Origin of the sequence: Pseudomonas sp. B14(2017), assembly GCF_002113255.1 — a bacterium.
In the GTDB taxonomy this organism is placed as follows: Bacteria; Pseudomonadota; Gammaproteobacteria; order Pseudomonadales; family Pseudomonadaceae; genus Aquipseudomonas; species Aquipseudomonas putida_Z.
Genome location: NZ_NEJY01000014.1, coordinates 130,676 through 155,917, shown reverse-complemented (window position 1 = coordinate 155,917; position 25,242 = coordinate 130,676). Strand labels below are relative to the sequence as shown.

Annotated in this window: 28 protein-coding genes; 12 read left to right on the top strand and 16 right to left on the bottom strand. The window is 63.8% G+C overall.

Annotated elements, in window-relative coordinates; translation table 11 throughout:
* Positions 1-33: 33 nt before the first annotated feature.
* From CAG34_RS16370 to mcpP, 6 genes are all read right to left on the bottom strand, one after another.
* A complete protein-coding gene (locus CAG34_RS16370; RefSeq protein ID WP_085591258.1) occupies positions 34-1,581 on the bottom strand; it encodes a heme utilization protein in 1,548 nt (515 codons plus the stop codon).
* A gap of 48 nt (positions 1,582-1,629) precedes the next feature.
* A complete protein-coding gene (locus CAG34_RS16365; protein WP_075045393.1) occupies positions 1,630-2,208 on the bottom strand; it encodes an adhesin in 579 nt (192 codons plus the stop codon).
* A 1-nt stretch (position 2,209) separates the two neighbouring features.
* Positions 2,210-2,644, bottom strand: coding sequence for a hypothetical protein (locus CAG34_RS16360; protein ID WP_085591256.1), 435 nt, complete (start codon positions 2,642-2,644; stop codon positions 2,210-2,212).
* 298 nt (positions 2,645-2,942) lie between these two features.
* Positions 2,943-3,512 carry an AAA family ATPase gene (locus tag CAG34_RS16355; protein ID WP_075045391.1) on the bottom strand — a complete coding sequence of 190 codons (570 nt, stop codon included), beginning with the start codon at positions 3,510-3,512 and terminating at the stop codon, positions 2,943-2,945.
* Complete coding sequence (pnuC, locus tag CAG34_RS16350; RefSeq protein ID WP_025339412.1) at positions 3,509-4,075, bottom strand: nicotinamide riboside transporter PnuC; 567 nt, start codon at positions 4,073-4,075, stop codon at positions 3,509-3,511. Before pnuC ends, CAG34_RS16355 begins: the two co-directional genes overlap by 4 nt.
* A 195-nt stretch (positions 4,076-4,270) precedes the next feature.
* Positions 4,271-5,905, bottom strand: a complete 1,635-nt coding sequence (gene mcpP / locus CAG34_RS16345) for a methyl-accepting chemotaxis protein McpP (protein ID WP_025339411.1) — start codon at positions 5,903-5,905, stop codon at positions 4,271-4,273.
* A gap of 299 nt (positions 5,906-6,204) precedes the next feature.
* Here mcpP and CAG34_RS16340 point away from each other — a divergent pair, with 299 nt between their 5' ends.
* Positions 6,205-7,035, top strand: a complete 831-nt coding sequence (locus CAG34_RS16340) for an undecaprenyl-diphosphate phosphatase (protein WP_085591254.1) — start codon at positions 6,205-6,207, stop codon at positions 7,033-7,035.
* A complete protein-coding gene (locus tag CAG34_RS16335; RefSeq protein WP_025339409.1) occupies positions 7,028-7,441 on the top strand; it encodes a DUF1294 domain-containing protein in 414 nt (137 codons plus the stop codon). The genes CAG34_RS16340 and CAG34_RS16335 overlap by 8 nt, the downstream gene beginning before the upstream one ends.
* 120 nt (positions 7,442-7,561) lie before the next feature.
* On the opposite strand, the gene CAG34_RS16330 is transcribed toward CAG34_RS16335, so the two are convergent.
* Entirely contained in the window at positions 7,562-7,921 is a 360-nt protein-coding gene (locus CAG34_RS16330; protein WP_085591252.1) for an MmcQ/YjbR family DNA-binding protein, read from the bottom strand.
* On the bottom strand, positions 7,914-8,816 hold the full coding sequence (locus CAG34_RS16325) for a LysR substrate-binding domain-containing protein (RefSeq protein ID WP_013972466.1): 903 nt from the start codon (positions 8,814-8,816) through the stop codon (positions 7,914-7,916). Before CAG34_RS16325 ends, CAG34_RS16330 begins: the two co-directional genes overlap by 8 nt.
* A gap of 133 nt (positions 8,817-8,949) precedes the next feature.
* Here CAG34_RS16325 and CAG34_RS16320 point away from each other — a divergent pair, with 133 nt between their 5' ends.
* The gene (locus tag CAG34_RS16320) at positions 8,950-9,561 is read left to right on the top strand and encodes an FMN-dependent NADH-azoreductase (protein ID WP_049277030.1); all 612 of its coding nucleotides are present in this window, start codon (positions 8,950-8,952) and stop codon (positions 9,559-9,561) included.
* A gap of 165 nt (positions 9,562-9,726) precedes the next feature.
* Here the strand turns inward: CAG34_RS16320 and CAG34_RS16315 are convergent, their stop codons facing one another.
* The 3 genes from CAG34_RS16315 to CAG34_RS16305 form a co-directional block, all read right to left on the bottom strand.
* A complete protein-coding gene (locus CAG34_RS16315; RefSeq protein ID WP_085591250.1) occupies positions 9,727-10,929 on the bottom strand; it encodes an NAD(P)/FAD-dependent oxidoreductase in 1,203 nt (400 codons plus the stop codon).
* Positions 10,930-10,998: 69 nt separating this feature from the next.
* The gene (locus tag CAG34_RS16310; protein WP_025339404.1) at positions 10,999-11,598 is read right to left on the bottom strand and encodes a helix-turn-helix domain-containing protein; all 600 of its coding nucleotides are present in this window, start codon (positions 11,596-11,598) and stop codon (positions 10,999-11,001) included.
* A 40-nt stretch (positions 11,599-11,638) separates the two neighbouring features.
* Positions 11,639-13,591, bottom strand: coding sequence for an FAD-dependent oxidoreductase (locus tag CAG34_RS16305; protein WP_085591248.1), 1,953 nt, complete (start codon positions 13,589-13,591; stop codon positions 11,639-11,641).
* Between the two features lie 176 nt (positions 13,592-13,767).
* On the opposite strand from CAG34_RS16305, the gene CAG34_RS16300 reads away from it, so the two are divergent.
* Positions 13,768-14,811: an ABC transporter substrate-binding protein gene (locus CAG34_RS16300; RefSeq protein WP_085591246.1), complete on the top strand. Its 1,044-nt coding sequence runs from the start codon at positions 13,768-13,770 to the stop codon at positions 14,809-14,811.
* A gap of 23 nt (positions 14,812-14,834) precedes the next feature.
* Positions 14,835-15,590 carry a class II aldolase/adducin family protein gene (locus CAG34_RS16295; RefSeq protein WP_085591293.1) on the top strand — a complete coding sequence of 252 codons (756 nt, stop codon included), beginning with the start codon at positions 14,835-14,837 and terminating at the stop codon, positions 15,588-15,590.
* An 88-nt stretch (positions 15,591-15,678) separates the two neighbouring features.
* Here the strand turns inward: CAG34_RS16295 and CAG34_RS16290 are convergent, their stop codons facing one another.
* Positions 15,679-17,076, bottom strand: a complete 1,398-nt coding sequence (locus tag CAG34_RS16290) for a cytosine permease (protein WP_085591244.1) — start codon at positions 17,074-17,076, stop codon at positions 15,679-15,681.
* Positions 17,077-17,310: 234 nt separating this feature from the next.
* On the opposite strand from CAG34_RS16290, the gene CAG34_RS16285 reads away from it, so the two are divergent.
* From CAG34_RS16285 to CAG34_RS16270, 4 genes are all read left to right on the top strand, one after another.
* A complete protein-coding gene (locus tag CAG34_RS16285; protein WP_085591242.1) occupies positions 17,311-18,195 on the top strand; it encodes an EamA family transporter in 885 nt (294 codons plus the stop codon).
* 210 nt (positions 18,196-18,405) lie between these two features.
* A complete protein-coding gene (locus CAG34_RS16280; protein ID WP_003258990.1) occupies positions 18,406-18,726 on the top strand; it encodes a YbjQ family protein in 321 nt (106 codons plus the stop codon).
* Between the two features lie 138 nt (positions 18,727-18,864).
* Positions 18,865-19,053, top strand: coding sequence for a hypothetical protein (locus tag CAG34_RS16275; protein ID WP_003253897.1), 189 nt, complete (start codon positions 18,865-18,867; stop codon positions 19,051-19,053).
* A 140-nt stretch (positions 19,054-19,193) separates the two neighbouring features.
* Positions 19,194-19,505, top strand: coding sequence for a hypothetical protein (locus CAG34_RS16270; protein ID WP_025339398.1), 312 nt, complete (start codon positions 19,194-19,196; stop codon positions 19,503-19,505).
* 46 nt (positions 19,506-19,551) lie between these two features.
* Here CAG34_RS16270 and CAG34_RS16265 read toward each other — a convergent pair whose 3' ends face one another.
* Positions 19,552-19,884, bottom strand: coding sequence for a hypothetical protein (locus CAG34_RS16265; RefSeq protein ID WP_003253895.1), 333 nt, complete (start codon positions 19,882-19,884; stop codon positions 19,552-19,554).
* Positions 19,885-20,185: 301 nt separating this feature from the next.
* The gene (gene ampC, locus CAG34_RS16260) at positions 20,186-21,328 is read right to left on the bottom strand and encodes a class C beta-lactamase (protein WP_085591240.1); all 1,143 of its coding nucleotides are present in this window, start codon (positions 21,326-21,328) and stop codon (positions 20,186-20,188) included.
* A gap of 119 nt (positions 21,329-21,447) precedes the next feature.
* On the opposite strand from ampC, the gene CAG34_RS16255 reads away from it, so the two are divergent.
* Positions 21,448-22,440: a bile acid:sodium symporter family protein gene (locus CAG34_RS16255; RefSeq protein ID WP_015270181.1), complete on the top strand. Its 993-nt coding sequence runs from the start codon at positions 21,448-21,450 to the stop codon at positions 22,438-22,440.
* Between the two features lie 113 nt (positions 22,441-22,553).
* Here CAG34_RS16255 and CAG34_RS16250 read toward each other — a convergent pair whose 3' ends face one another.
* Positions 22,554-23,147, bottom strand: a complete 594-nt coding sequence (locus CAG34_RS16250) for a DUF4157 domain-containing protein (RefSeq protein ID WP_085591238.1) — start codon at positions 23,145-23,147, stop codon at positions 22,554-22,556.
* Positions 23,134-23,697: a TetR/AcrR family transcriptional regulator gene (locus tag CAG34_RS16245; protein WP_085591236.1), complete on the bottom strand. Its 564-nt coding sequence runs from the start codon at positions 23,695-23,697 to the stop codon at positions 23,134-23,136. The genes CAG34_RS16250 and CAG34_RS16245 overlap by 14 nt, the downstream gene beginning before the upstream one ends.
* A gap of 89 nt (positions 23,698-23,786) precedes the next feature.
* Between CAG34_RS16245 and CAG34_RS16240 the strand changes: the two genes are divergently transcribed.
* Together CAG34_RS16240 and CAG34_RS16235 are read left to right on the top strand one after the other, a co-directional pair.
* Positions 23,787-24,518 carry an SDR family oxidoreductase gene (locus CAG34_RS16240; protein ID WP_013972478.1) on the top strand — a complete coding sequence of 244 codons (732 nt, stop codon included), beginning with the start codon at positions 23,787-23,789 and terminating at the stop codon, positions 24,516-24,518.
* Positions 24,519-24,547: 29 nt separating this feature from the next.
* Positions 24,548-25,159: a 2-hydroxychromene-2-carboxylate isomerase gene (locus tag CAG34_RS16235; RefSeq protein ID WP_085591234.1), complete on the top strand. Its 612-nt coding sequence runs from the start codon at positions 24,548-24,550 to the stop codon at positions 25,157-25,159.
* Positions 25,160-25,242: the final 83 nt, after the last annotated feature.

The following is a 25,242-nucleotide window of genomic DNA, read 5'->3' as shown; positions in this document are numbered from 1 at the left end:
AAGGCCCCCCGAAGGGGGCCTCAAGCGCAGCGATCAGAACGAGGTGTTGGAGATGGCCAGCGAGTTGCTCTGCTGGTTGCCCACACCGGCTGCCACGTTCACGCCCAGATTGCCGCTGCCACCGTTCACCGAACCGCTAAGGGTTGCAGTGTTGGTAACAGGGTTGGCCCAGCCGGTCGGGGTCAGCACTTGGAAGGACACGGTATTGCTCAAGTCGTAGGCACTGCTTTCGCTGTAGCTCTTCGACACGTCGTTCGACGATTGAGACGATTTCTCGCCAGACTTTTCAAACGCCGATTCCGATGCGTTGGCATAGGTCGACTCGTGAGCCTTCTCATACGAGGAGTCGCGAGACTTCTCGTAGGCCGATGCGCGAGTCTTGTCGTACGACGATTCGTGGTTGCGGTCGAAGGAAGACTCGTTCGACTTGTCGAATGACGAGTCGAACGCTTTCTCGAACGATGCGTCGTACGAGCTGTCACGTGTGCGGTCTACATCGACATTGAGCGATGCGTTGAGCGATGCATCGAAGCTGTCGGTGCGGGTGCGTTCGCGACGGCCGTCATCGGTGGTCACGGTACGGCTGGCATCGGCTGCGGCTGCCAGGGTGGCACTCAGGCTGGAGCTGCTGGACGAACTGGCAGTGGCGCCAACCGAGCCACTGGCATTCCAGCTGTTGGAGCCGCTGGCACTGGAGCTATTGGAACCACTGGCACTGGAGCTGTTCGACCCGCTGGCACTGGAGGTCTTCGAGCCACTGGCATTCATGCTGCTCGAACCACTGGAGGTCCAGCCATTGGAACCACTGGAACTGGCACTTTGCGAGCCGGCCACGCTGAAGCTCGAGGACGAGCTGCGGTCGTCGGTCGAGTTGAACGTGCCCTCACGCGAGCTGGAACCGCTCTTGGTGGTGGTGATGGTCAGCGTATCCACCCGGTAGGTGCGGTCGGCGCCGTTGTTCACCGTCAGGCCTGGGCCGTTCTGGTCGGCAGAGGCGGTGGCAGTGGCGTTGCCCAGCGGGGCTCCGGTGTTGGCGATGGCCATGGTGTTCTTCTGCTGGTTCAGGTCGCCGCCAGCGATGTTGACGCCGACGTTACCCTCTGCACCATCTGCCGAGCCGGTCATGACTGCCGAGTTCTGGGTGGACCAGTTGTCGACACGGTTGTTGTTGCTGAACTGGCTAACGTCAGCGGTGGCTTCGGCGGAGCCGAACACGAAGCTGTTGTCCAGGCTGGATTCGGACGATGCGTTGGCAATGGCCGCAGCATTGTCCTGCTGGTTGCCGTTACCGGCCGCCACGTTGACACCTACGTTGCCGCTGGCACCAGAAGCCGAGCTGCTCATCTCGGCTTCGTTGATGGTGCCTTGGTTGGTGATGGTGTTGCCGGTGCTGCGCTGACTGTCCATGGCATTGGCGGTGGCAAACACAGGGATCCTGGTGGGAGGAGGCGTGTGCTGCCCGTTGTTGTGGTGACCATTGTGGTGCCCGCCACGCCGGTCGTTCTGATCAGCTTGTACAGCAACAGCCATGACCGCAGCAATTGCGAAAACCAGAGGCTTTATTGCCATCGAGGGTTTCATGGTGATTCTCCGTACGATTAGGTTAAGTGTCGTTCTTGACTGGCAGGGTCAATCCGCGACCCGGATGCTCAGGGTGTTGGCCATGCGGTTTCCCACCCCGGCACTCTGGTTCAACTGAATCACTCCACGGCTACCGGTGAAGGCCTGGTCACTGGTGGTGACCTGGCGATGGCCAGTTGAAGTGTCAATCGGACCGGAGTTGTTGAGCAGCGCCACGTTCTGCTGCATGAGGACGCTGTCGTCGATGCTTTGCGGCTGGGCACCGATACTGATGCTCAGTGCGTTCGCTTGCTGGGTGTTGGCGCCGGCGCTCTGGTTGATCCCGAGGGCGCCGCTACCGTTGCTGAAGGCGTCGCCCTGTATGGTCGAGCGTGCGTTCATTGCGGGGTCTGCTGGGGTGTTCAGGCGCTGGCGGATCTGCGTGGTGGCGCTGGCCTCGGGCCCAACGGCGAAGGCGCGCGCGTTGGCCTGTTGCTGTTGGTCACCGGCCGCTTGATTGACCGACAGGTTGCCCTGGTAACGGCTGCCCGAATTGTCGATATCGGCGTTGTTGATCACGGGAACCGGGGATTGCGCGAAGGTCGATGTACTGCACAGCGTGATCAGGATCAGCAGCGTGTGCTTCATCTCACTTGCCTCCGGTCAGGATCTGCAGCGGCGCCAGGCCGCGCTGCAAGCTCGAATTGACCATGTTCGAGATGCCATTGCCCGAGCCCGTGCCGCGGCCACCGGCCAGGTTGGGCAGCTGGGACTGGTTGTTGAGGTTGCCGCCCAGGTTGTTGGTCTGCTGGGTAATCAGGGTACTGATACCTGCACCGCTGCTGATGTTGGCGAAGTCGCCATCACTCAGTTCGTTGGTTTGCTTGAGGATGTGGGCGGAAGGGTTGGCATTGACGGTGGTGGGGTTGGGGTCGGGTCGTAACGGCGGGACAACGGCGTTGCGTGTCTGCACGTCACGGGTTATCACGATGATGCCGTTGTCGGCCTGGGCCGTCAGGCTCAACGAGCCCAGCACACAGCCCATCAGCAACAGGTGATAGAGGCGTTTGTCAGTTTTCCTCACGACGGCAACTCCTTCAATGAGCGCTGGCCCTGTTCAGCGATGCGAACCAGGCAGCAGAAGGTGTGCCGCTTTTGAGAAGCGTTTTCAGATCAAAAGCTTAAGGTGAGTACCATGACAAGCTGCGGCGTATTCTGTCTCGGGATTGAAACAGGCAGCCGCTGGCGGTGCAGGGAAAGCCAGTGTTGGCCTTGATTGGAAGGGTTTTTGCAGGAGTGTTTCAGCGCCTTGACACTACCTTCGACGCCCAGCAAAACCCCATGTTTTCAGGGGCTTCGCCCCACAGGGGTGTGTCGGGGGATTAACACTCGGTGGGGCAGGATGGCGCATCGCTACCAATGAGCTTAGCCACTGTTTGCAGTGCCAGCAACTGGCGTTGTGGCCAATTGCCCTCAATTATTTTGTACGCCTGGTCATGCCGTTGCAGCCAGTGCAGGCTGTCGTCGAAAAAGCGCTGGCGGTCGCGCAGTTCGGGCTGGCTGCGCTGGCCATCGGCAACCCAATCCACCCCTTGCGGGCTCAGCAGCAGGTGTAGGTGGTAATGCCGTGCCAGCAGCGCCTGCTCCAGCCAGGCCGGGCAGTCGCCGAACAGGGCGTGGCTCCAGAGCATGTTACTGAGCAGATGGGTGTCGAGAATCAGCAGCGGCGGTGCCTGCTCGCGTGCGTGGTCTTCCCAGGCCAGCTGGCCGCGGGCGATGGCAGGGATGTCGGCATAGCAGGTGTCGCGGCATTCCTGGTCGATGAAGTGGCGCACGTATTCGGCCACCACCACGCCGCCGAAATGCGCCTGGATCACCCCGCTGAGCCAGCTCTTGCCGCTGGATTCCGGGCCGCACAGCACCAGTACTTTCATGGATTGTGCCGCGCTCATGGCTGCACCAACGCCGGGTCACGGCGCCATTCCAGCCAGCCACGCACGGCAATCAGGGTGAGCACGGCGAAGAAGCCTGCGGTGAAGTACAGCTGCTGGTGCAGGTACTGGCCCACGTAGATGATGTCTACCACCACCCACAGCGGCCAGCACTGCAGGCGCTTCTGCGCCATCCACAGTTGTGCCACCAGGCTGAAGCCGGTCAGGGTGGCGTCCAGCCAGGGCAGGGCGGCGTCGGTCCAGGTGGCCATCGCCGCGCCCAGGGCGGCGCTCAGCAGCACCCCGCCGGCCAGGCCGGCGAGCAATGCCGGGCGCTGCAGGCGGGTGACCTGGCGGGCGTCTTCAGCATGGCCCGGGCGCTTCCATTGCCACCAGCCGTAGACCTGCAGGATGGCATAGGCCACTTGCAGCAGCATGCCCGAGTACAGCTTCACCTCGTAGAACAGCCAGCCATAGATCAGCACCATGACCAGGCCGATCGGCCAGCACCAGGCATTCTGCTTGACCGTGAGCCAGACAGCGGTGACGCCGAGGACGGCGGCGATGAGTTCAAGGCCGGACATCGGCGATCCTTGGAGACTGCGGGGGAGGGGCGCGATTGTAGCGGGTCGGCCGGGTAAGGTGTAGGGCGTTGGGGCCTTTGGGGCTGCTTTGCAGCCCATCGCGACACAAGGCCGCTCCTACAGGGGGACGCGATCGTCTGTAGGAGCGGCCTTGTGTCGCGAAAGGGGCGCAAAGCGCCCCCGGCATTCTCAACCTTATACCCGGAACTGCCGCAACAACTGCTCCAGCTCTTCGCTCAGCTGTCCCAGCGCCATTCCGGCATCGCTGGACTGCCGCGCCGCATCGGCGGTCTGCTGCGACAACCCGGCAGTATCCAGCACGTTGCGGTTGATCTCTTCGACCACGTGCGACTGTTGCAAGGTGGCGCTGGCGATTGAGGCATTCAACGCCGTGAGGTTGTTCAGCGACTGGTTGATGGCATCCAGGCTGGCACCGGCCTCGCGGGCCTGCTCGACGGTCTGGCGCGAGGCCTCGCTGCTGGTGTCGATGGCCTTGACCGCAGCGTCCGACTGGCTTTGCAGGTGCTCGATCATGGTATGGATCTCGGCCGTCGACTGCGCCGTGCGCTGGGCCAGCAGGCGCACCTCGTCGGCGACCACGGCAAAGCCACGGCCTTGCTCGCCGGCCCGCGCCGCCTCGATGGCTGCGTTCAGCGCCAGCAGGTTGGTCTGTTCGGCGATGGAGCGGATCACGTCCAGCACACCACCGATGCGCGTGCTGTGCCCGGCCAGGTCGCGGATCACCTGCACGGCCTGGTCGATGGTCAGCGACAGCCGGTCGATCTGCGCCAGGCTGCCGTGAATGGCCTCCTGGCCGTGTGCTACCTGCTGTTGCGCGGTGCGCATTTCGCCAGCGGCCTGTTCGGCGGTCTTGGCCACGTCCTGCACGGCGTAGGTCACTTCGTTGACCGCAGTGGCCACCTGGTCCATCTGCAGCGATTGCTGGGCGCTGTGCTGTTGCGCGGCACCGGCATTGTCGCCGACATGCCCGGCGGACCGGGCCAGGGCATGGGCCGCCCCTTGCAACTGGCCGACCACGCCTTGCAGCTTGCCGTTGAAGCGGTTGAAGTGTTCGCCCAGGTGGGTGATTTCGTCACGGCCGTGAGTGTCCAGGCGCCGGGTCAGGTCGCTTTCGCCGCTGGCGATGTTGCCCATGGCCTGCACCGCTTCCTGCAGGGGGCGGGCGATGCTGCGGGCAATCAGCATCACCACCAGCGCCATCAGCAGGGCAATGGCCACGCCTACCAGCGAGGCGTCACGCAACTGGCGAGCGAATTCGGCCTGTACATCGTCGACATACACGCCTGAGCCGATGATCCAGCCCCAAGGCTTGAACAGCTGGATGTAGGACGTCTTGGCCACCGGCTCGCTGGCACCGGGCTTGGGCCAGCGGTAGTTGACCGGCCCGGCGTCCTGCTGCCGGGCCAGGGCGACCATCTCGTTGAACACGGCAAAGCCGTCGGGGTCGCGGATGGCCGACAGGTCCTGGCCGTCGAGCTTGGGGTTGGCCGGATGCATGATCATCTTCGGCCCCAGGTCGTTGATCCAGAAGTAGTCGTTCTGGTCGTAGCGCAGCGCGCGTACCACTTGCAGCGCCTGTTGCTGGGCCGCTTCGCGGCTGAGTGTGCCGGCTGCTTCCAGGCCTTGGTAATAGGCCAGCACACCGGCTGCGGTCTGTACCACGTGGCGGGTCTTTTCCGCTTTGGCCTGGTACAGGTCACCGTGGATCTGGCGCAGCATCAGCAGGCCCAATACCACCAGCATGGCCACCGCCACCAAAAGGATCAGCCACAGACGGCGGCTGATAGACATCGATCTCAGGGTTTTCATACCACAGCTCCCGCATTGTTCTTTTTATTCAGGCGCATCCAAGCATGCTTTGCGCCACGCCCCCACTCGACTAATGGCTAAGTGCTATCCATCCAATAGTCTGCAGCAGTTTGTACAAGGCGATTGCAAACGCGCTCTGCTAGGATTTCGGCCGCGCAAGATGAAACCTTTAGGCGGCGTGAACTTTTCTACTGGCATTGCGCCCAACAGTCGCTGTAAAACAGCCGGGCCGCGTGCGGCAACTTCAAGCAAATCAAGAACAAGGGGCCTGCAACGAGCAGCGCTCCATCGGGGGAACGATGGATTTTTGGACTGCCTTCCAGGCAATCATCTTAGGCGTGGTCGAAGGGCTGACGGAGTTTCTGCCGATCTCCAGTACCGGCCACCAGATCATCGTCGCCGACCTGATCGGGTTTGGTGGCGAACGGGCCATGGCTTTCAACATCATCATTCAGCTGGCGGCGATCCTGGCGGTGGTGTGGGAGTTTCGCGGCAAGATCTTCGACGTGGTCTTCGGCCTGACCAGCCAGCCCACGGCGCGGCGTTTCACCGGTAACCTGTTGCTGGCGTTCCTGCCGGCAGTGGTGCTGGGCGTGCTGTTCGCCGACCTGATTCACGAATACCTGTTCAACCCGATCACCGTGGCGGCTGCGCTGGTGGTGGGTGGGGTGATCATGCTCTGGGCCGAGCGCCGCGAGCACCGTGTGGAGGTGGACCACGTGGACGACATGCGCTGGAGCCACGCGCTGAAGATCGGCTTCATCCAGTGCCTGGCGATGATCCCGGGCACTTCGCGCTCCGGCTCGACCATTATCGGTGGCCTGCTGTTCGGCCTGTCGCGCAAGGCGGCGACCGAGTTCTCGTTCTTCCTGGCGATGCCGACCATGGTCGGTGCGGCGGTGTATTCGGGCTACAAGTACCGCGACCTGTTCCAGCCCGGCGACCTGCCGGTATTTACCATCGGCTTCGTGACCTCGTTCATTTTTGCCATGATTGCCGTGCGTGGCTTGCTCAAGTTCATTGCCAACCACAGCTACGCGGTGTTCGCCTGGTACCGCATTGCCTTTGGCCTGCTGATCCTGGCGACCTGGCAGTTCGGCTGGGTCGACTGGGCGACGGCACATGGCTGAGGCAGCGCGTGGGCAAAGGGGGGAGGGCGTACGTAATGTGCGCCTGAAGCTGCTGCTGTTGGGCCTGCTGTGCCTGCTGCCGGGCCTGGGCGCGGCGCGGATGGCCTGGGTCGACCAGGCCTGGTGGCCGCTGGCGCTGTACCCGGCAATGAGCCTGATCAGCCTGTTGCTGTATTGGCAGGACAAACAGCAGGCGCGTACCCAAGCCTGGCGTACGCCCGAGAAGGTGCTGCATGCCAGTGAGCTGCTGGGCGGCTGGCCGGGGGCACTGCTGGCGCAGCAGCTGTATCGGCACAAGACGCGCAAGGTGTCGTACCAGCTGGTGTTCTGGGGGATTGTGCTGGTGCACCAGGTGTTCTGGGCGGACTGGCTGTTTCTTGGCGGGCGGTATCTGCCCTTCAGTTGATATGTGACTGTGCCGGCCTCTTCGCCGGCTTGCCCGCTCCCACAGGGTTTTCACTGCCCTCAAGACCAGTGGAATACCTGTGGGAGCGGGCAAGCCCGCGAAGAGGCCGGCACAGGCTAGCTAGATTACCAACCCCACCTGCAACCGCTTAGGCAACCGCCGCACCACCAACTGGTGCGAGCGCTGCAACAGATCACACAGCTCCTCACGCCCCATGGGGTAGGGCAATGCCATGCTGATCCACCGCGCCCGCGCCAGGTACGGCGCAGGCCGCACCCCCGGGCGATCGCAATAGCCGAGAAACAGTTCGTCGGCCACCTTGAACGACAACCCCGCACCCGCCAGGTCGAGCACCGCGAACATCTTGTTGCCCGCCACCGAGAACACCCGGATGCCACCCCATTTGTAGTCTTCCCGCGCACCCGGCAGGCTCAGGCAGAACGCTGCCACCTGGGCTTCGTTCATGTTCCGCTCAGACATACTTTTCTCCACAGGCTTCGAACGACGCCGCCAGGTGGTCGATCCATACCCGTACCGCAGGCAGCAAGCCGCGCCGGTGCGGGTACACCGCCTGCAGGTAGCCACCCGGCAGCGACCAGTCCGGCAGCAGGCGCACCAGTTCGCCGCGCGCCAGTTCTTCTTCACAGAACATGCTGGGCAGCGCGGTAAACCCGAGGCCTGCCCGTACAGCAGCATTACGTACTACGAAATCATCGATGGCGAGGCGCGGTTCCAGGGCGATTTCCTGCTGTTTGCCATGGGGGCCGAACAGGCGGAAGTGTACCAGCCGGTCCGCCTCGGCAGCGCCCAGCACCGGCAATGATGCCAGTTGGCCCGGTTCGCGGATGTGGTCGGCGAAACCGGGCGCTGCAACCAGCTGCATCTGCGCCTGGCGCAGGCGGCGGGTGACCAGGGCCGGGTCTTCATCGCCCAGGTCGCGTACCCGCAGGGCCACGTCGATACCTTCGGAAATCAGGTCGACCCGGCGGTTGAGCAGCACCATGTCCAGTTGCACCAGCGGGTACTGCGCGAGAAAGCGGCTGATCACATCCGGCAGAAAGGCGTGGGCCAATGCCACCGGGCAGGACACCCGCAAGCGCCCGCGCGGTTCGCTGCTCATGCTGGCCACGGCCTCGTCGGCGGCTTCGGCTTCCAGCAGCATGGCCTGGCAGTGGTGCAGGTAGCGCTCGCCCACCGCGGTGAGCTTCAGTTGCCGTGTAGTGCGTTGCAGCAGGCGCGTGCCCAGGCGTTCTTCAAGCTCGGCGATACGCCGCGACAGGCGCGACTTGGGGATGCCCAGCTGGCGGCCGGCTGCGGCGAAACCGCCGGCTTCGACCACGCGGGCGAAATAGAAAAGGTCGTTGAGGTCTTGCATGGGAATGTCTCACTGTTCCACCTGTAGGACAAACTAACGCATTTTTGCTGCCTTATCAGCTATTGTTGATGTCGGTAGGATTCTCCCCATCGTGATCGCCCAACGTCGCGGTCTTCATTCACAGGAGAGTCCCATGAAACTGTTGCATATCGATTCGAGCATCCTGGGCGACAATTCCGCCTCCCGCCAACTGAGCCGCGAAGTGGTCGAAGCCTGGAAAGCCGCCGACCCGAGCGTGGAAGTGGTGTACCGCGACCTGGCCGCTGACGCCATCGCCCACTTCTCCGCGGCTACCCTGGTAGCGGCTGGCACCCCGGAAGACATGCGCGACGCAGCCCAGGCCTTCGAAGCCAAGCTGAGCGCGGAAACCCTGGAAGAGTTCCTGGCTGCCGATGCCGTGGTGATTGGTGCGCCGATGTACAACTTCACCGTGCCGACCCAGCTCAAGGCCTGGATCGACCGCGTTGCCGTCGCCGGCAAGACGTTCCGCTACACCGAAGCCGGCCCGGAAGGCCTGTGCGGCAACAAGAAGGTAGTGCTGGTGTCCACCGCCGGTGGCCTGCACGCTGGCCAGCCGACTGGCGCCGGGCATGAAGACTTCCTCAAGGTATTCCTAGGCTTCATCGGTGTCACCGACCTGGAAATCGTCCGCGCCCATGGCCTGGCCTATGGCCCTGAGCACCGCAGCCAGGCGATCGATGCTGCCCAGGCGCAGATTGCCAACGAGCTGTTTGCTGCTGCCTGATCCTGCTGTCTTGCGCAAGCTTCAAAGGCTTGCGCGAACTCTGTGGGAGCGGCCTTGTGTCGCGAAAGGGCCGCAAAGTGGCCCCAGAGATCTCGGTGTAAACGCTGACATCCTGGGGCCGCTGCGCGGCCCTTTCGCGACACAAGGCCGCTCCCACAATCAACCTCAGGCCACTGGAATAGCCGGGTCAGCCGCTGCCAGCGCCGCAGCACGTTCGGCCGCCGGCGGATAGATCCACACGGTATTGATCTGCGCCTTCAACACCTTGGCCTCGGCCTTGTCTTCCGGTGGCGACACCGTGCGTTCCCACCCTTCGGTATACACCGCCCCCCAGGCCCCAAGGTCCAGGCAGGTCACGTACTTGGGCTGGCTGTAGGTCTTCGGTGCCACGCCAATCAGCTCGGCCGCCGCATTGTTGCCCGCATGACGCCCCAGCGGAATCGCATGCTGGCAGGACATCACTGCGTAATTGCCAGCCTCGTCGCAGGCGGCATAGGCCACATCACCTGCCGCGTACACGGCATCATTGCCTTTCACCTTGAGATTGCCGTCGACATGCAAGCGGCCCTGGCGGTCGCGCTCGCCACTGATCTGCTCGGTGAGCGGGTTGGCCTTGAAGCCCACGGTCCAGATCACCGTGCTGGCGTCGATGCGCTGGCCGTTGTCCAGCAGCACGCCGGCAGGGTCGACCAAGGCTACCGTGGCGCCACAGATCCACTCCACGCCCAGGGCCTCGGAGGCCTGCTCGATGGCGGGGCGGATGCCGTCACCCAGGGCCGCGCCAATCCTCGCCCCACGGTCGACTACCACCACGCGCAACGCCGCGTCCTCGCCGAGGATTTCGCGCAGGCGGGCCGGCAGTTCGGTGGCGGTCTCGATGCCGGTAAAGCCACCGCCGGCCACCACCACGGTATTGCGCGCCGGTGTGTCGGGCAGGTTCGCCAGTGACTTCAGGTGGGTTTCCAGGCGCGCGGCGCTGTCGAGCTTGTCGACATCGAACACATGCTCGATGCCGACCATGTCGGGCCGGTTGAGCACGCTGCCGCAGGCCATGATCAGGCGGTCGTAGGGCAGGTTGCACTGGGTACCGCTGCGGGTGCGGTAGCTGACGCGGCGGGCCGCTTCATCGATGTGGAAGGCCGTGCCCTGCACGAAGCGGACGTTGACGGCATCGAACAGCTCTTGCAACGGCGCGGCCATGGCATGGACGTCGGGCTCGTAAAAGCGCGGGCGCACATGCAGCTCGGCCTGGGGGGCAAGCAAGGTGACCTCGACATCCTTGCGGTCATGGAGGTCAAGCTGGCGTACGGCGCTGAGCGCGCTCCACAGGCCGGCAAAGCCCGCGCCAATGATCAGGATCTGCTTCATGGTTGTGCTCCTCTGAATTTCGGTTAACAAGGTAGACCCTGTTGCTGGATGTTGGGGAGCGAGCATGCTTCAGAATGTTGGCGGCGTGATCACCCAGATCACTACGGCATCCACCTCGCCGGGGTTGCCATAGCGGTGCGGTTCCTGGCTCGAGAAGCTGAAACTGTCCCCTTCACCCAGCTGGAAATGCCGCTCGCCCACCCACAGCTCGAAGCTGCCGCTGAGGATGTAGCCGGCCTCTTCACCGTCGTGGCTGTAGCTCTGCTGGCTGTAGCTGCCCGGAGGGAAGCGCGAATGCAGGATTTCCAGCTGGCGGTTGGGCTGGGGCGTGAGCAGTTGATCGACGATGCCATCTTCGTAATGCACGCTCAGGCGGCTGTTGCGCCGTACCACATAGCCCTGGTCCTCGGGCGCAGTGGTGGCTTCGCTGGCGAAGAACCACTGGATAGTCACCCCCAGGCTGCGGGCGATGTTGAACAGCGCCGGAATCGATGGATAGGAGAGGTTGCGCTCCAGCTGGCTGATGTAGCCAGCAGTCAGTTCACTGTGCGTGGCCAGCTCCGCCAGGGTCATGCCACGGCGTTTGCGCAGGCCGCGAATGCGGCTGCCGAGAAACTGCGGCGCGGCGCCCCCGGCTTCGCTGGCGGGGGGCTGGGGGAGTTGGCTCATGCACGTCGGTCCATCGTGAAAAGCCGCAGTATGTACAGCCTCAGAGCGCCCAGGCAACCGTCAGGCCATCGTGAATCGCTTCTTCGGCGGTACGCGGCGCCAGGCAGTCGCCAATGCGGCGCACCTCGACCAGGCCGGCCAGCTCCGTGGCCAGGCGGTCTTCCGGTTGATGGCCCAGGCACAGTACCAGGGTGTCGATGCCTTCGAAGATCATCGGTTCGCCGCTGGCGGTGTGCTGCAGGTACACCGTGTTGTCGTCGCTGCCATACAGGCGGGCATACGGTGTGACGGGAATACCCAGGCGATGCAGCTCGCCGGCCAGTTGGTCGCGCACGTACAGCGGCAGGCTTTCGCCGCAATGAGTGCCATTGACCGCCAGTTGCACCTGGTGGCCCTCGCGTACCAGGCGTTCGGCGATGCCGGGGCCGATCCAGTCGCAGCGCCAGTCGATCACCAGCACCGAGCGCCCCGGTTTTACTTCATTGCGCAGTATTTGCCAGGCATCCACCACCTGTAGCTCACCGGTGCGCTCGAAGGTCGGCCAGTAGGGGGTGGCACCGGTGGCCGCGATCACCAGATCGGGGCGTTCTCGTTCGACCAGTGCGCGGTCGACCCGGGTGTTGCGCACCACTTCCACGCCTGCCAGGGCCATTTCCCGCTGCAGGTTGGTGCTGGCGCCACCGAACTCGCTGCGTCGTGGCAGCAACTGGGCCAGCAGCACCTGGCCACCGAGCTGCGGGCCGGCCTCGTACAGCGTGACCTGATGCCCGCGCGCAGCGGCCAAGGCGGCGGCTTTCATGCCGGCGGGCCCGCCACCGGCCACGAGGATGCGCTTGGGGTGGGTGGTGATGGACAGTTGCTCGTACTGCAATTCGCGGCCGGTTTCCGGCCGCTGGATGCAGGAAATGGGCAGGCCACGGTGGAAGTGCCCGATGCAAGCCTGGTTGCAGGCGATACAGGCACGTACGTCCTCGACCTGGCCATGCTCGGTCTTGTTCGGCATCTGCGGGTCGCAGATCAGCGCACGGGTCATGCCGCAGACATCTGCCTGGCCACGGGCCAGGATCAGTTCGGCTTCCTGGGGCTGGTTGATACGCCCGGTGACGAACAGCGGGATGCCCAGGTGCTGCTTGAAGGTGCCGGCCTCCCGGGCCAGGTAGGCCGGTTGAATGGCCATCGGCGGCACGATATGCACGGCGCCGCCCAGGGATGCCGACGTGCCGGCAACGATGTGCAGGTAGTCGAGCTGGCCCTGCAAGGCAACCGCTGCAGCCAGCGATTCGTCCTCGCTCAGCCCCTGGCTGTCGCGCTCGTCGGCACTGATGCGCAGGCCGATGATGAACTGCTCGTCGGTGGCCGCGCGTACGGCGCCCAGCACTTCGCGCAGGAACCGCAGGCGCTGCTCGAGCTCACCGTTGTAGCCATCCGTGCGCTGGTTCACCCGCGGGTTGAGGAACTGCGCAGGCAGGTAGCCATGGCTGGCCACCACTTCAACGCCATCCAGCCCGGCCTGGTGCAGGCGGCGGGCAGCGCTGGCATAGCCCTGGACGATCTCGTCGATCATCGCCTGGTCCAGCGCGCGTGGCATCACCCGGAAGCGTTCATTGGGCACCGCGGACGCCGAGTAGGCCACCGCCAGCAAGCCGTCCGCCGACTCCATGATCTCCCGCCCGGGGTGGAACAGTTGCGATAGCACCACGGTGCCATGCTCATGGCAGGCCTCGGCAAGCTGGCGATAGCCGTCGATGCAGGCATCGTCGGTGGCCATCAGCACATGCGAGGTGTAGCGGGCGCTGTCATGCACCCCGGCCACCTGCAGCACGATCAGGCCGACGCCACCGGCGGCGCGGGCGCGCTGGTAGGCGATGAGCTTGTCGTTGACCAGGTTGTCGGTAGGCAGGCAGGTGTCGTGGCCGGTGGACATGATGCGGTTCTTCAAGCGTTTGCCGCGGATCTGCAAGGCTTCGAACAGGTGAGGGAAGGCGGTCTGCATACAGGCGGCTCCGGTGCGGTGTTGTTCTTGTTTTTTTATGAAAGTGTAGCGTCAGTAAAAAATCAACTTGTTTTTTTACTGGTCGACGACTAGGTTTTTCTCACCCTCATGGCGAGGGCGTGACCTCACAACAACAAGAAAACGGGCCCCTCGGGCACCGGCAGGAGGCAACTACGATGCAGGTATTCCCACGTGTAAGCAGCCTTTGCGCAGCGTTGCTGGCCATGGGCCTGGGCAGTGCCCAAGCGGCACCGCAGATGGTCGTGGTCGGCTATGGTGGTGCCGGCCAGAAAGCCCAGGACGAGGCGATCTTCAAACCGTTCAGTGCCCAGGATGGCAGCAAGCTGATCCAGAGCGAGTACAACGGCGAAATGGCACGGATCCAGGTAATGGCCGACACCGGCAATGTCGACTGGGACGTGGTGCAGATCGAAGGGCCTGACCTGATGCGTGGCTGCGACGAGGGCATCTACGAGCAGCTGGACTGGCAGCGCATGGGCCATGCGGGTGAACTGATTGCCGACGCGGCACAAGCCTGCGGCTCGGCCGCGCTGGTATGGAGCGTGGCCATTGCCTATGACCGCAGCAAGCTGGCCCAGGCGCCTGCGTCGTGGGCCGACTTCTGGGACGTGAGCAAGTACCCGGGCAAGCGCGGCCTGCGCAAGCGTGCGGTGTACAACCTGGAGTTCGCCCTGCTCGCCGACGGGGTCAAGGTCGAGGATGTATACAAGGTGCTGGCCACGCCGGCCGGGGTCGAGCGTGCCTTTGCCAAACTCAGCGAACTCAAGCCGCATATCCAGTGGTGGGACGCCGGCGCCCAGCCTGCCCAGTGGCTGGCGGCGGGTGACGTGGTGATGACCTCGACCTACAGCGGGCGCATCGCCGTGGCGGCCCAGCAGGGCAGCCCGCTGGCAGTGGTCTGGCCTGGCAGCCTGTATGGCATGGATTACTGGGCGATCATCAAGGGCTCGCGGCATGTCGACCAGGCCAAGCGGCTGATTGCCTACGCCAACCAGCCGGACACCCAGGTGCGTTATGTGCAGCAGATCCCCTATGGGCCGACCAACACCCAGGCGGCAGCGAAGCTCGACCCGTCCCTGGCCAGTTGGGTGCCTACTTCGCCGCAGAACCTGCAGGGGGCGTTGGCGATGAATGTGGAATTCTGGGTCGACCATGGCGAAGAGCTGGAACAGCGCTTCAATGCGTGGGCCAGCAAATAGCGTTCTGCAAAGGAATAACGATGATGACCGCAACGGAACAAAGCCTGCGCCAGGAGCTGGCCGCCTGCTATCGGCTGATCGCCCACTTCCGCATGAGCGACCTGATCTTCACCCATATTTCCCTGCGCCTGCCGGGGCCGGAGCACCACTTCCTGATCAACCCGTACGGCTTGCTGTTCGATGAGATCACGGCCTCCAGCCTGGTGAAGATCGACCTGCAAGGCCGGCCAGTGGAAGCGACGCCGCACCCGGTCAACCCGGCCGGTTTCGTCATCCACAGCGCCATCCATGCTGCCCGCGAGGATGCCCGTTGTGTGCTGCACACCCACACCCGGGCAGGTTGTGCGGTGGCGGCGCTGGAATGTGGGCTGCTGCCGCTCAACCAGATGTCCATGGAGTTTTATGGCAAGGTGGCTTACCACGCCTATGAAGGGATTGCGCTGGACATGGATGAGCAGCGACGGCTGGTGGCGGACCTGGGCGACAAGCCGGTGATGATCCTGCGTAACCATGGCCTGCTGACCACCGGGCGCAGCGTGGCCGAAGCATTCCTGCGCATGTACTACCTGGAGAAGGCGTGCGAGATCCAGTTGGCGGCACAGAGTGCCGGGCAGGTGATTTTACCGCCCGCCGAAGTGTGTAGGCATACCGAGCGGCAGTTCAATGATCCGGGGCGGGGCTTGAAGCAGGGCGAGCTGGCGGATGCGGATGCGCTGCAGCTGGCGTGGGGGGCGTTGTTGCGGATGCTGGAGCGAGTCGCGCCGGACTATCGTCGTTGACATTGGCGCGCTCGCGGTGAAAGCCGTCTTGCCCTCGCATCGCGTTTGCGGCGCGAGGGCAAGACGTTTCTACGCTGTCGGCGAGAGCTTACCGGACCTCAGGCACGATCATCGCTGCCGGTGCCTCGTGCGCCCGCCCCCGTGCCACCCAGTAGTACAGCACGCTCGGCACTACCAGGCCGATCAGCCACGAAATATCCACACCGCCCAGGTGCGCGACCAGCGGCCCTGTGTAGAGTTTGGTGTCGATGAACGGCATCTGTATCAGCACGCCCACGGTGTAGACGATGATTCCAGGCCAGTTCCAGCGGCCGTATCGGCCTTGCGGGTCGGCGAGGGCGGGGATGTCGTAACGCTCCTTGGTGATGAAGTAGTAGTCGACCAGGTTGACCGCGCTCCATGGCACGAAGAACGTCAGCAGGAACAGGATGAAGGACTTGAACGCGCTGAGAAACGAATGCTGGCCAAGCAAGGCCACCAGGGTGGCGGCGCCGACGATGCCCAGTACGAACAGCAGGCGCTGCGCACGGCTGATCGCCAGGTGGCCGCGGAAGCCGCTGATGATGGTTGCGATGCACATGAAGCTGCCATAAGAGTTCAGCGTCGAGATGGTCACCTTGCCAAAGGCGATGCAGAAATACAGCAGCGCTGCGGTGCTACCGGCGCCACCCAGGCCGACGATGTAGGCCACTTCGTGACCGGAGAACTGGGCACCGGCGATGGCGGCGGCGAACACCCCGAGGATCATTGATGCCTGGGCACCGATCACCGAGCCCAGGCCTGCGGCGAGGAAGGTCCTCACTGGCGATGTACTGCTTGGCAGATAGCGCGAGTAGTCGGCCACATAGGGGCCGAAGGCGATCTGCCAGGATGCAGCCAGTGATACGGCGAGCAGGAACGATGCCCAACTGAAGTGGCGGTTGTCGAGTAACTGCCCGATGTCGGCCAGCATCATGATGCGACTGAACAGGTAGACGAAGGCAATGATGCCCAGCACGCTGGCGATTCGGCCGATCCAGTGGATCACCCGGTATCCGGCCAGGGTGGCGAGCACGATTATGCTGGCGAAAATCAGGATGCCAGTGCTGTCGCTGACGTCGAGCAATTGGCCGATTGCCTGTCCGGAGAGCACCGTGCCGGTGGCGGTGAAGCCCAGGTACATCAGGCATACCAGCACCATCGGTATGGCCGCGCCGTAGACCCCGAACTGCACGCGGCTGGAAATCATCTGCGGCAGCCCCAGACGAGGACCTTGAGCGGCATGAAGGGCCATGACCGCGCCGCCGATCAATTGACCGAGCAGCAGGCCGATCAGCGACCAGAACACGTCGCCACCGAGCACCACGGCCAGGGCGCCGGTCACGATTGCCGTGATCTGCAGGTTGGCTCCGAGCCACAAGGTGAACTGACTGTACACGCGTCCATGGCGTTCAGTCTCGGGTATGTAGTCGATCGAGCGCCGCTCGAGTACGGGTTTGCTGGACATTCAGTGGCTCCGCTTCATTGTTTTTGTGTAAGCGAGTCAGTCATCGGCGGGACGCAAGGCGGATGACCTCGCATGATATGAGCATGTATATACAAGTTCGGTCAAGCCATCTATTGCGAGTGAAACAGTCGTGCTGTTGCGCAATGATGGGTTGCAACTGTGCTGGTCCCTGTCAAAGGAATAGCCTTATGCTGTAACGAAATATGTCTAGAAAGCTTGAAGAAGGATGTCGCAATGCCGCTCAAGGACCTGCTCATCGCCCTGGTGGTGATTGTTGCCTGGGGAGTCAACTTCGTGGTCATCAAGGTTGGCCTCGATGGGTTGCCGCCGATGTTGCTGGGGGCATTGCGCTTCTTGCTGGTGGCGTTCCCGGCGATCCTGCTGGTCAAGCGGCCCAAGTTGCCCTGGCGCTGGCTGATCGCCTATGGTGCGACCATTTCGTTGGGCCAGTTCGCTTTCCTGTTCCAGGCCATGTACAGCGGCATGCCGCCAGGGTTGGCCTCGCTGATCCTGCAGTCGCAGGCGTTCTTCACCCTCGGCTTTGCCGCGCTGTTTCTTGGCGAGCGGCTGCGCCTGGCCAGCGTGCTGGGGCTGCTGGTGGCCGCCAGCGGCCTGGCGCTTATCGGCAGCGAAGACGGCGGCCATGTACCGATGCTGGCGCTGATGCTGACCCTGTGTGCCGGTGCCATGTGGGGCATGGGCAACATCATTACCCGGCGCTTTGGCTCGGTTGACCTGGTGGCGCTGGTGATCTGGGGCGGGTTGATTCCGCCACTGCCGTTCCTGGCATTGTCCTGGTGGCTGGAGGGGCCGGAGCGTATTGGCCATGCCCTTGCCAATATCAGCTGGAATTCGGTATTGGCCCTGGCTTACCTGGCGTTTGTCGCCACCATGCTCGGCTACAGCCTGTGGAGCAAGCTGCTGTCGCGCCACCCGGCCGGCAAGGTGGCGCCGTTCTCGCTGCTGGTGCCAGTGATTGGCCTGAGTTCGTCGGCGTTGTTGCTGGGCGAGCGTTTGACCGCGACCCAGGGCTGGGGCGCATTGCTGGTGATGGCAGGGTTGCTGGTGAACGTGTTTGGCGCCCGCATTGGCCAACGGCTGCGCGCGGTCAGCGCGTAGTTGATCCTTCAACCACTGCCCGACTGAAAATCGCAAGCCAGCGCAAACCCTGTGGGAGCGGGCGTGCCCGCGAACACGGGCGAAGCCCGTGCCAACCACCGCGGTGCCTGCTTCGCGGGCACGCCCGCTCCCACAATGACGGCATATCTGCGAGTGGATTTGCGCTCTGTTAGAATCGGCCTCTTTTGCCAGGCCAATGGAGTGCACCCCATGATCATTTCCACCACGAGCCAGCTCGAAGGCCGCCCGATTGCCGAATACCTGGGCGTGGTCAGCTCCGAATCGGTGCAGGGCATCAACTTCGTGCGCGATTTCTTTGCACGCTTTCGCGACTTCTTCGGCGGCCGTTCGCAAACCCTGGAAAGCGCACTGCGCGAAGCCCGGGAACAGGCCACCGAAGAACTGAAGGCGCGGGCACGCCAGTTGCAAGCCGATGCGGTAGTGGGGGTGGATTTCGAGATCAGCATGCCGTCGGTACAGGGCGGCATGGTCGTGGTATTTGCTACCGGTACAGCGGTGCGCCTGAAGTAGAGCGTCTGCCGCTGGTCGGGTCCAGGGCTTCGGTCCGGGCGGTCCGCAAATGACCAGCTAGTCTCACCTTCACAGGTCGCGTTTGGTTGAGCAACTGTTCTGGTTGCTGGCGCGTCCGCCACTGGAGGGAGACAGGGCATGAGCGAATCCTTTTTCGAAGACCTGAACGACGCGTTCCCGATCAACAGCCAGGTGCGTTGCGGCCAGGCGGCATTCCGCCTGGGCTTCGCCCACATGACGCTGGATGATTCCGAACAGCTCCAGCCTGCACACCTGCAGCGCAGCAAAAAAGGCCGCTTCATGCCGCGGGTTCCGCTGAAGAAGTGATCCCGCTCCAGCACAACCCCGCCGAATGGCGGGGTTTTTATTGCCATTTCTTGATCCGCCTCATGGCATTGCCGGGTAGCGCTCGCAGGATGGCCGAGGCTGTGGTTTTCTTGCGCGGCATTCCAGCAACGGAGGATTGAATGCTCATGCGAGTCAGGGAAGAGACCTATTGGCAATGGGCCGACGCCCAGCTGCACAGCCGCTGCCACGACGAAGCACTCAGTGACGGCACCACGCTGGACGTGCAGGTGCGCTTGTCGCGCCTGGGGGCGACCCAGCTGTTCCTGGGGCTGTATGCCGGGGATGGGCGAGCATTGCTGGAGGAGTATTACCCCGCACGGCCAGGCGAGACCATGACCCGCGCCCTGGTGTGGGGTGTCGACCGTGCCCGGGCGATGGCAACCGGCGCCTTGCCGCTGCCAGCGCCCCGCAGCCAGCGGCGCCAGGCATGAAAAAGCCCGGCCTATGCGGGCCGGGCTCAGGTAAGGGTGGGAACCCTCAGTTGAGCGGTTCGATCACCTTGACTGCCTGCTGCTCACGGGCAGCGGGCCATTCTTGTTGCAGGGTCTGCAGGACGCGGCCAACGAACTCGGTGTCGGCGGCGGCCTTCTTGCCGACGTAGCCTTGGCCACGGCGGTAGACCTTGAAGCGGGCACGCATGCTGGGCAGGTGCTCTTCGAATTCATCTTCGACGGTGTTCGGTGGCAGGCGGTCGAGGCGCACTTCACCGGTCTGGCTGACCCACAGCAGATGGTCGTCAAGGCTGTCCTTGCGTACGGCGAACAGCTGAGCCAATTGGTCGATAGTCGGATTGTTGTTCAAGTTCATCATAAAGCCCCCATTACCCATTCGTAGGTGATTTTTCACAGTTGGCGCTACCACGGTGTAGCGCACTACCAAGGCTGCTACAGCAGCATCGCAACAGGGGCTTTCTCACGCTGCCTTTTGGACAGTTTCCCTCTCCACGGACGGCCTGCGTTACCGCGCAGGCCGTCTGGAACACCCTTGCCACCGCTCCCGATCAGGGAGACGGCTTCATCATGCCCAAGGGCGATGAACGGCGTCAACCATTTTGTAGTGAATATTTTTAGCCACTACATCGTGTCGTTTTGTTCGACAATCGCTGCCCGCACTACAGCCCGGACAGAATGTCGAAGGCCGCGCGCACCCGGGCTTCGTTCGGGTAATTTCGGTTGGCCAGCAACACCACGGCCAGCTGTTCGGCGGGCACGAACGCGGCGTAGGCGCCGAAACCATTGGTCGAGCCGGTCTTGTTGTACCAGGCTGCCGGCAGCGGCGGCAGGGCTGGATGCAAGCGCGTGGTTGCCTGCGGTTCACGGATAAGCTGCGGGCCGTTGCCATCGACCAGTGTGCCCAGCGTGACCGGGTAGGGGTAACGCTCCCAGCCCAGGCCCTGGGTCATGGCGCCGACCTGGAAGTAGCCCCGCTGGGTGATGGCGGTGGCTTGCGCCAGCGCCGGCGGCAGCCCCTCCGGCTGCATGTGCAGGCGCACATAGCGCAGCAGGTCGCTGGCGCTGGTCTTGATGCCGTAGGCTTCGTCGGCGTAAGGGCCGGGGCCGACACGCACCGGTTTGTCGGCACTGTCGTAGCCTTGGGCATACAACCCCTGGGCGCTGGACGGGACCTGCAGATAGGTGTTTTCCAGGCCCATCTGTTTCAGCAGGCCCTCGCTCATCAGCGTGGAAAACGGCTGATGCTGCGCGCGGGCGGCCAGGTCACCGAACAGGCCCAGGCTGGGGTTCGAGTAGCAGCGCTGGGTGCCAGGTTTGGCGCGGGGTTGCCAGTGACGGAAGAAATCGACCACCTGCTGCGGGGTCTGCACCGCATCCGGGAACTGCAACGGCAGGCAGTCGGCACTGTAGGCGCCCAGTTCCAGCACGCTTGCGTCGCCGATGGGGGCGCCGGCGAGGGCAGGGTGATAGCGCTTGGCCGGGGCATCGAGGTCCAGCTTGCCTTCGGCACTGGCCAGTGCGGCCAAAGTGGCGGTGTAGGTCTTGCTCAGCGAGCCGATCTCGAACAGCGTGTCGCGGCTGACCGGCACATTGTCTGCCTTGCTGGCCACGCCATAGCTGAAGTAGTGCGCGTGGTTGCGAGCATAGATGGCCACGGCCATGCCGGTGATGCCTTGCTCCTGCATCAACGGGCGGATGATCTGGTCGACCTTGGCCTGCAACTGGTCGTCGGCCTGGGCGGCACTGTAGCCCAGGGTGAGAGTGATGGCGGCTGCAAGTGCAGCCAGGCGGGAGAGGGGCATGAGCGGGTCCTGTGCTGGAGCGTGTCCGTTGAGCGACACCGGTGGGGGTTCCGGCGTTAGCGGCGAAAAACCGAAGACCTTATCGTCTGCCCTTGCACAATGACAAGACGGAAACTGTGATGAAGTATTTGCGCATGTTATTCGACAATTTCACCCTGGCCTTGCTCGGGGTGGTGCTGATTGCCACCGTGCTGCCTTGCTCGGGCGACGGCGCGGTGTACTTTGGTTGGCTGACCAACCTGGCTATCGGCCTGCTGTTCTTCCTGCACGGCGCCAAGCTGTCGCGCGAGGCGATCATCGCCGGTGCCGGGCACTGGCGCCTTCACTTGCTGGTGTTCTCCTGCACCTTCGTGCTGTTCCCGTTGCTGGGCCTGGCGTTCAAGCCACTGTTCGTGCCGCTGGTGGGCAACGAGCTGTACCTTGGCGTGCTCTACCTGTGTGCCTTGCCGGCCACCGTGCAGTCGGCCATCGCCTTCACCTCGCTGGCGCGTGGCAACGTGCCGGCGGCCATTTGCAGCGCGGCGGCATCCAGCCTGCTGGGTATCTTCCTCACGCCGTTGCTGGTGATGATGTTGCTGGGGGCCAGCGGCGATACCGGTTCCGGCCTGGATGCGGTGCTGAAGATCACCCTGCAGCTGCTGGTGCCGTTCGTGGCCGGGCAGGTCGCCCGGCGCTGGATCGGTGCGTGGGTCAAGCGCAATGCGCGCTGGCTCAAGGTGGTGGACCAGGGCTCGATCCTGCTGGTGGTCTACACCGCGTTCAGCGAGGCGGTGGTCACCGGGCTGTGGCACACGGTATCGCCGCAGCACCTGGCCGGGTTGTTTGCCGTGTGCGGGATTTTGCTGGCAGTGGTGCTGTACGGTACCCGGCTGCTCGGCAAGCTGCTGGGCTTTGACCTGGAGGACCGCATTACCATCCTGTTCGCCGGTTCGAAGAAGAGCCTGGCTACCGGGGTGCCAATGGCGCAGGTATTGTTCGTCGGCAGTGGCATTGGCGCGATGATCCTGCCGCTGATGCTGTTCCACCAGATCCAGCTGATGGTCTGTGCGGTGCTGGCGCAGCGTTATGCCAGCCGTGAGCAGGTGGCTGAAGAAGCTTCGGCGGCATCCTGACAGGGCCCTATCGCCGGCAAGCCAGCTCCCACCTCGACCGCACAGCTCTCAAGGCCTGTGCAGTCCCTGTGGGAGCTGGCTTGCCGGCGATGGGCTGCAAGGCAGCCCCAGACTTACCGGACCTGCCCTGAACCACGCTCGCGCAGCGCCTTGCTTACCTCGCCCTCGATCTTGTAGGCCGGCGCTTCCAGGTCGTCGTAGTTGCGCGTGTAGCGCCGGGCGAACTCTTCCACACCCAGCTGCTGATACTGCTGCACATGCTTGAGCTCGTGTGCCCACAACGCCACGTTGTCCTCGGCATCGGCGGGGCGGCGGAAAATGATCGTGTCGATCAGCGTCACGGCGTTCACGTCGGGGTTCTGCAGCAGCGCATTGGCCGCGCTCATCTGCTGTTCGTCACCCACCCGGAAGCGCGCCGCGTCGAGCACGGCAAAGTCGTACCAGGGTTCGAGTTGCGCACGGATATGCAACGGGATCGGCTCGACGCCGCTGGCGGTGGCTTCGTCGCGGGCCTGCTGCAGGGCGTAGGTCAGGCTGGACGAAGCCAGCACTTCCACATCCTTGAAAATCTGCCCGGCCTGGCCGGGGTCGATGGGCGCACAGAAACACCCCATCAGGCACACCTGGTACTGCCCTGGCGGGCAGGCCTGTTCGGCCAGTGCAGGCAGGCTCAGCAGTAGCCCCAGCAGTAGACTAATCCGCTTCATGCAGGGCCTTCTCGACAAAGTGGCGGCTGGCGTCCAGTACCTGCGACTGCACGCTTTCAGTGGCCAGCATGCGCCCGACCAGCAAGGCACCGACGCACTGGCTGATCAGCACCCAGGCCAATTCGTCGTCCTCCAGGGTTTCGCTCCAGGCCTGGTGCAGCTCCACCAGCCAATGCTCGGCCACGGCGCGCACGGGTGCTTCGGCCCGGGCAATCTCCACCCCCAATGGCGGCAGCGGGCAGCCACCTTCGGCATTGTGCAGGTGGGCCAGGCTCAGGTACTGCTGCAGGCAACGGCCCAGGCGTTCGCGGCTGGCGCCCTGGTTGGCCAGGCGCGCCAGCGGGCTGTTGCACAGTTCCTGTCGCACTACCTCGGTGAACAGGTCGTCCTTGGACGGGAAGTGGTTGTAGAAGGCGCCGCCGGTCAGGCCGATCGCCTTCATCAGCCCGGCCACGCCGGTGCTGGAAAAGCCCCCGCGTTTGGCCAGCGCGCCGCTGCTGGCCAGCAGCCGCTCGCGGGTTTGCTGCTTGTGTTCGTTGGTGTAGCGCATTCAATTGCCTCTGCAGGCGGGCTTGACGGTGGCGGCGATCATAACATAGCGTTCGTTTACTAAACGATCATTCACCAATGGAGGCAGGCATGACAGAACAACAAAAAGTGGTGCTCGTGATTGGCGCCGGGGATGCTACCGGCGGCGAGATCGCCAAGCGCTTTGCCCGCGAGGGCTACATTGCCTGTGTTACCCGGCGCCAGGCTGACAAGTTGCAGCCGCTGCTGGACGAAATTCGCGCTGCCGGCGGCCAGGCCCACGGTTTTGGCTCCGATGCGCGCAAGGAGGAGGAGGTGGCGGCGCTGGTCGAAACCATCGAGCGTGATATCGGCCCGATCGAAGCGTTTGTGTTCAATATCGGTGCCAATGTGCCCTGTAGCATTCTCGAGGAAACCCCGCGCAAATACTTCAAGATCTGGGAGATGGCCTGTTTTGCCGGTTTCCTCACCGCCCAGGCGGTGGCCCGGCGCATGGTCCAGCGCGAGCGCGGCACCATCCTGTTCACCGGCGCCACTGCCGGCACCCGTGGCGCGGCGGGCTTTGCGGCATTCGCCGGGGCCAAGCACGCCTTGCGCGCCCTGGCCCAGAGCATGGCGCGCGAGCTGGGGCCGCGGAACATCCATGTCGCCCACGTGGTGGTTGACGGAGCCATCGACACCGCCTTCATCCGTGACACATTCCCCGAGCGCTACGCCCTCAAGGACCAGGATGGCATCCTAGACCCGGCCCACATCGCCGACAGCTACTGGTTCCTGCACGCCCAGCCCCGCGACGCCTGGACCTTCGAGCTGGACCTGCGCCCCTGGATGGAGCGTTGGTAAGCCCCTTTCTCCGAGCAAGGACCGCAACCATGCATAAGACTGTCGATTTCTTTTTTGACCTGGGCAGCCCGGCCAGCTATCTGGCCTGGACCCAACTGCCTGGCCTGTGTGCCCGCCAGGGTGCCACGCTGCGTTACCGGCCGATGCTGCTGGGCGGGGTTTTCCAGGCCACCGGCAACGCCTCGCCGGTGATGATCCCGGCCAAGGGCCGTTACATGTTCACCGACCTGGCGCGCTTCGCCGCGCGCTATGGGGTACCGTTCGAGTTGCCGCCGGGGTTCCCGGTCAATACCTTGACCCTGATGCGCGGGGCAGTGGGCACCCAACTGCGTTCGCCGGAGCGGTTCGAGGCGTTGCTGGCGGTGCTGTTCAATGGGCTGTTTGCGCAGAGCCGCAACCTGGGCGATAACGCTGTCCTCGACGACACGCTGAGCCAAGGCGGCTTCGACCCGCAGGCATTTCGCGCGTTGGCGGGTGATGACGAGGTGAAGGCCGCGCTCAGGCACGCGACAGAAGAGGCAGTGGAGCGCGGGGTGTTCGGCGCGCCGACCTGTTTTGTCGGTGACGAGATGTTCTTCGGGCAGGACCGCCTGGACTTTGTCGAAGAGGTCCTGCGTAAGGGTGTCGACAGCCTTACCTGAAGGCGCCCCTCCCACAGGGTTGGCGCCTTCCCTGTGGGAGCGGCTTCAGCCGCGAACACCGGCGAAGCCGGTGCCATCCCGCA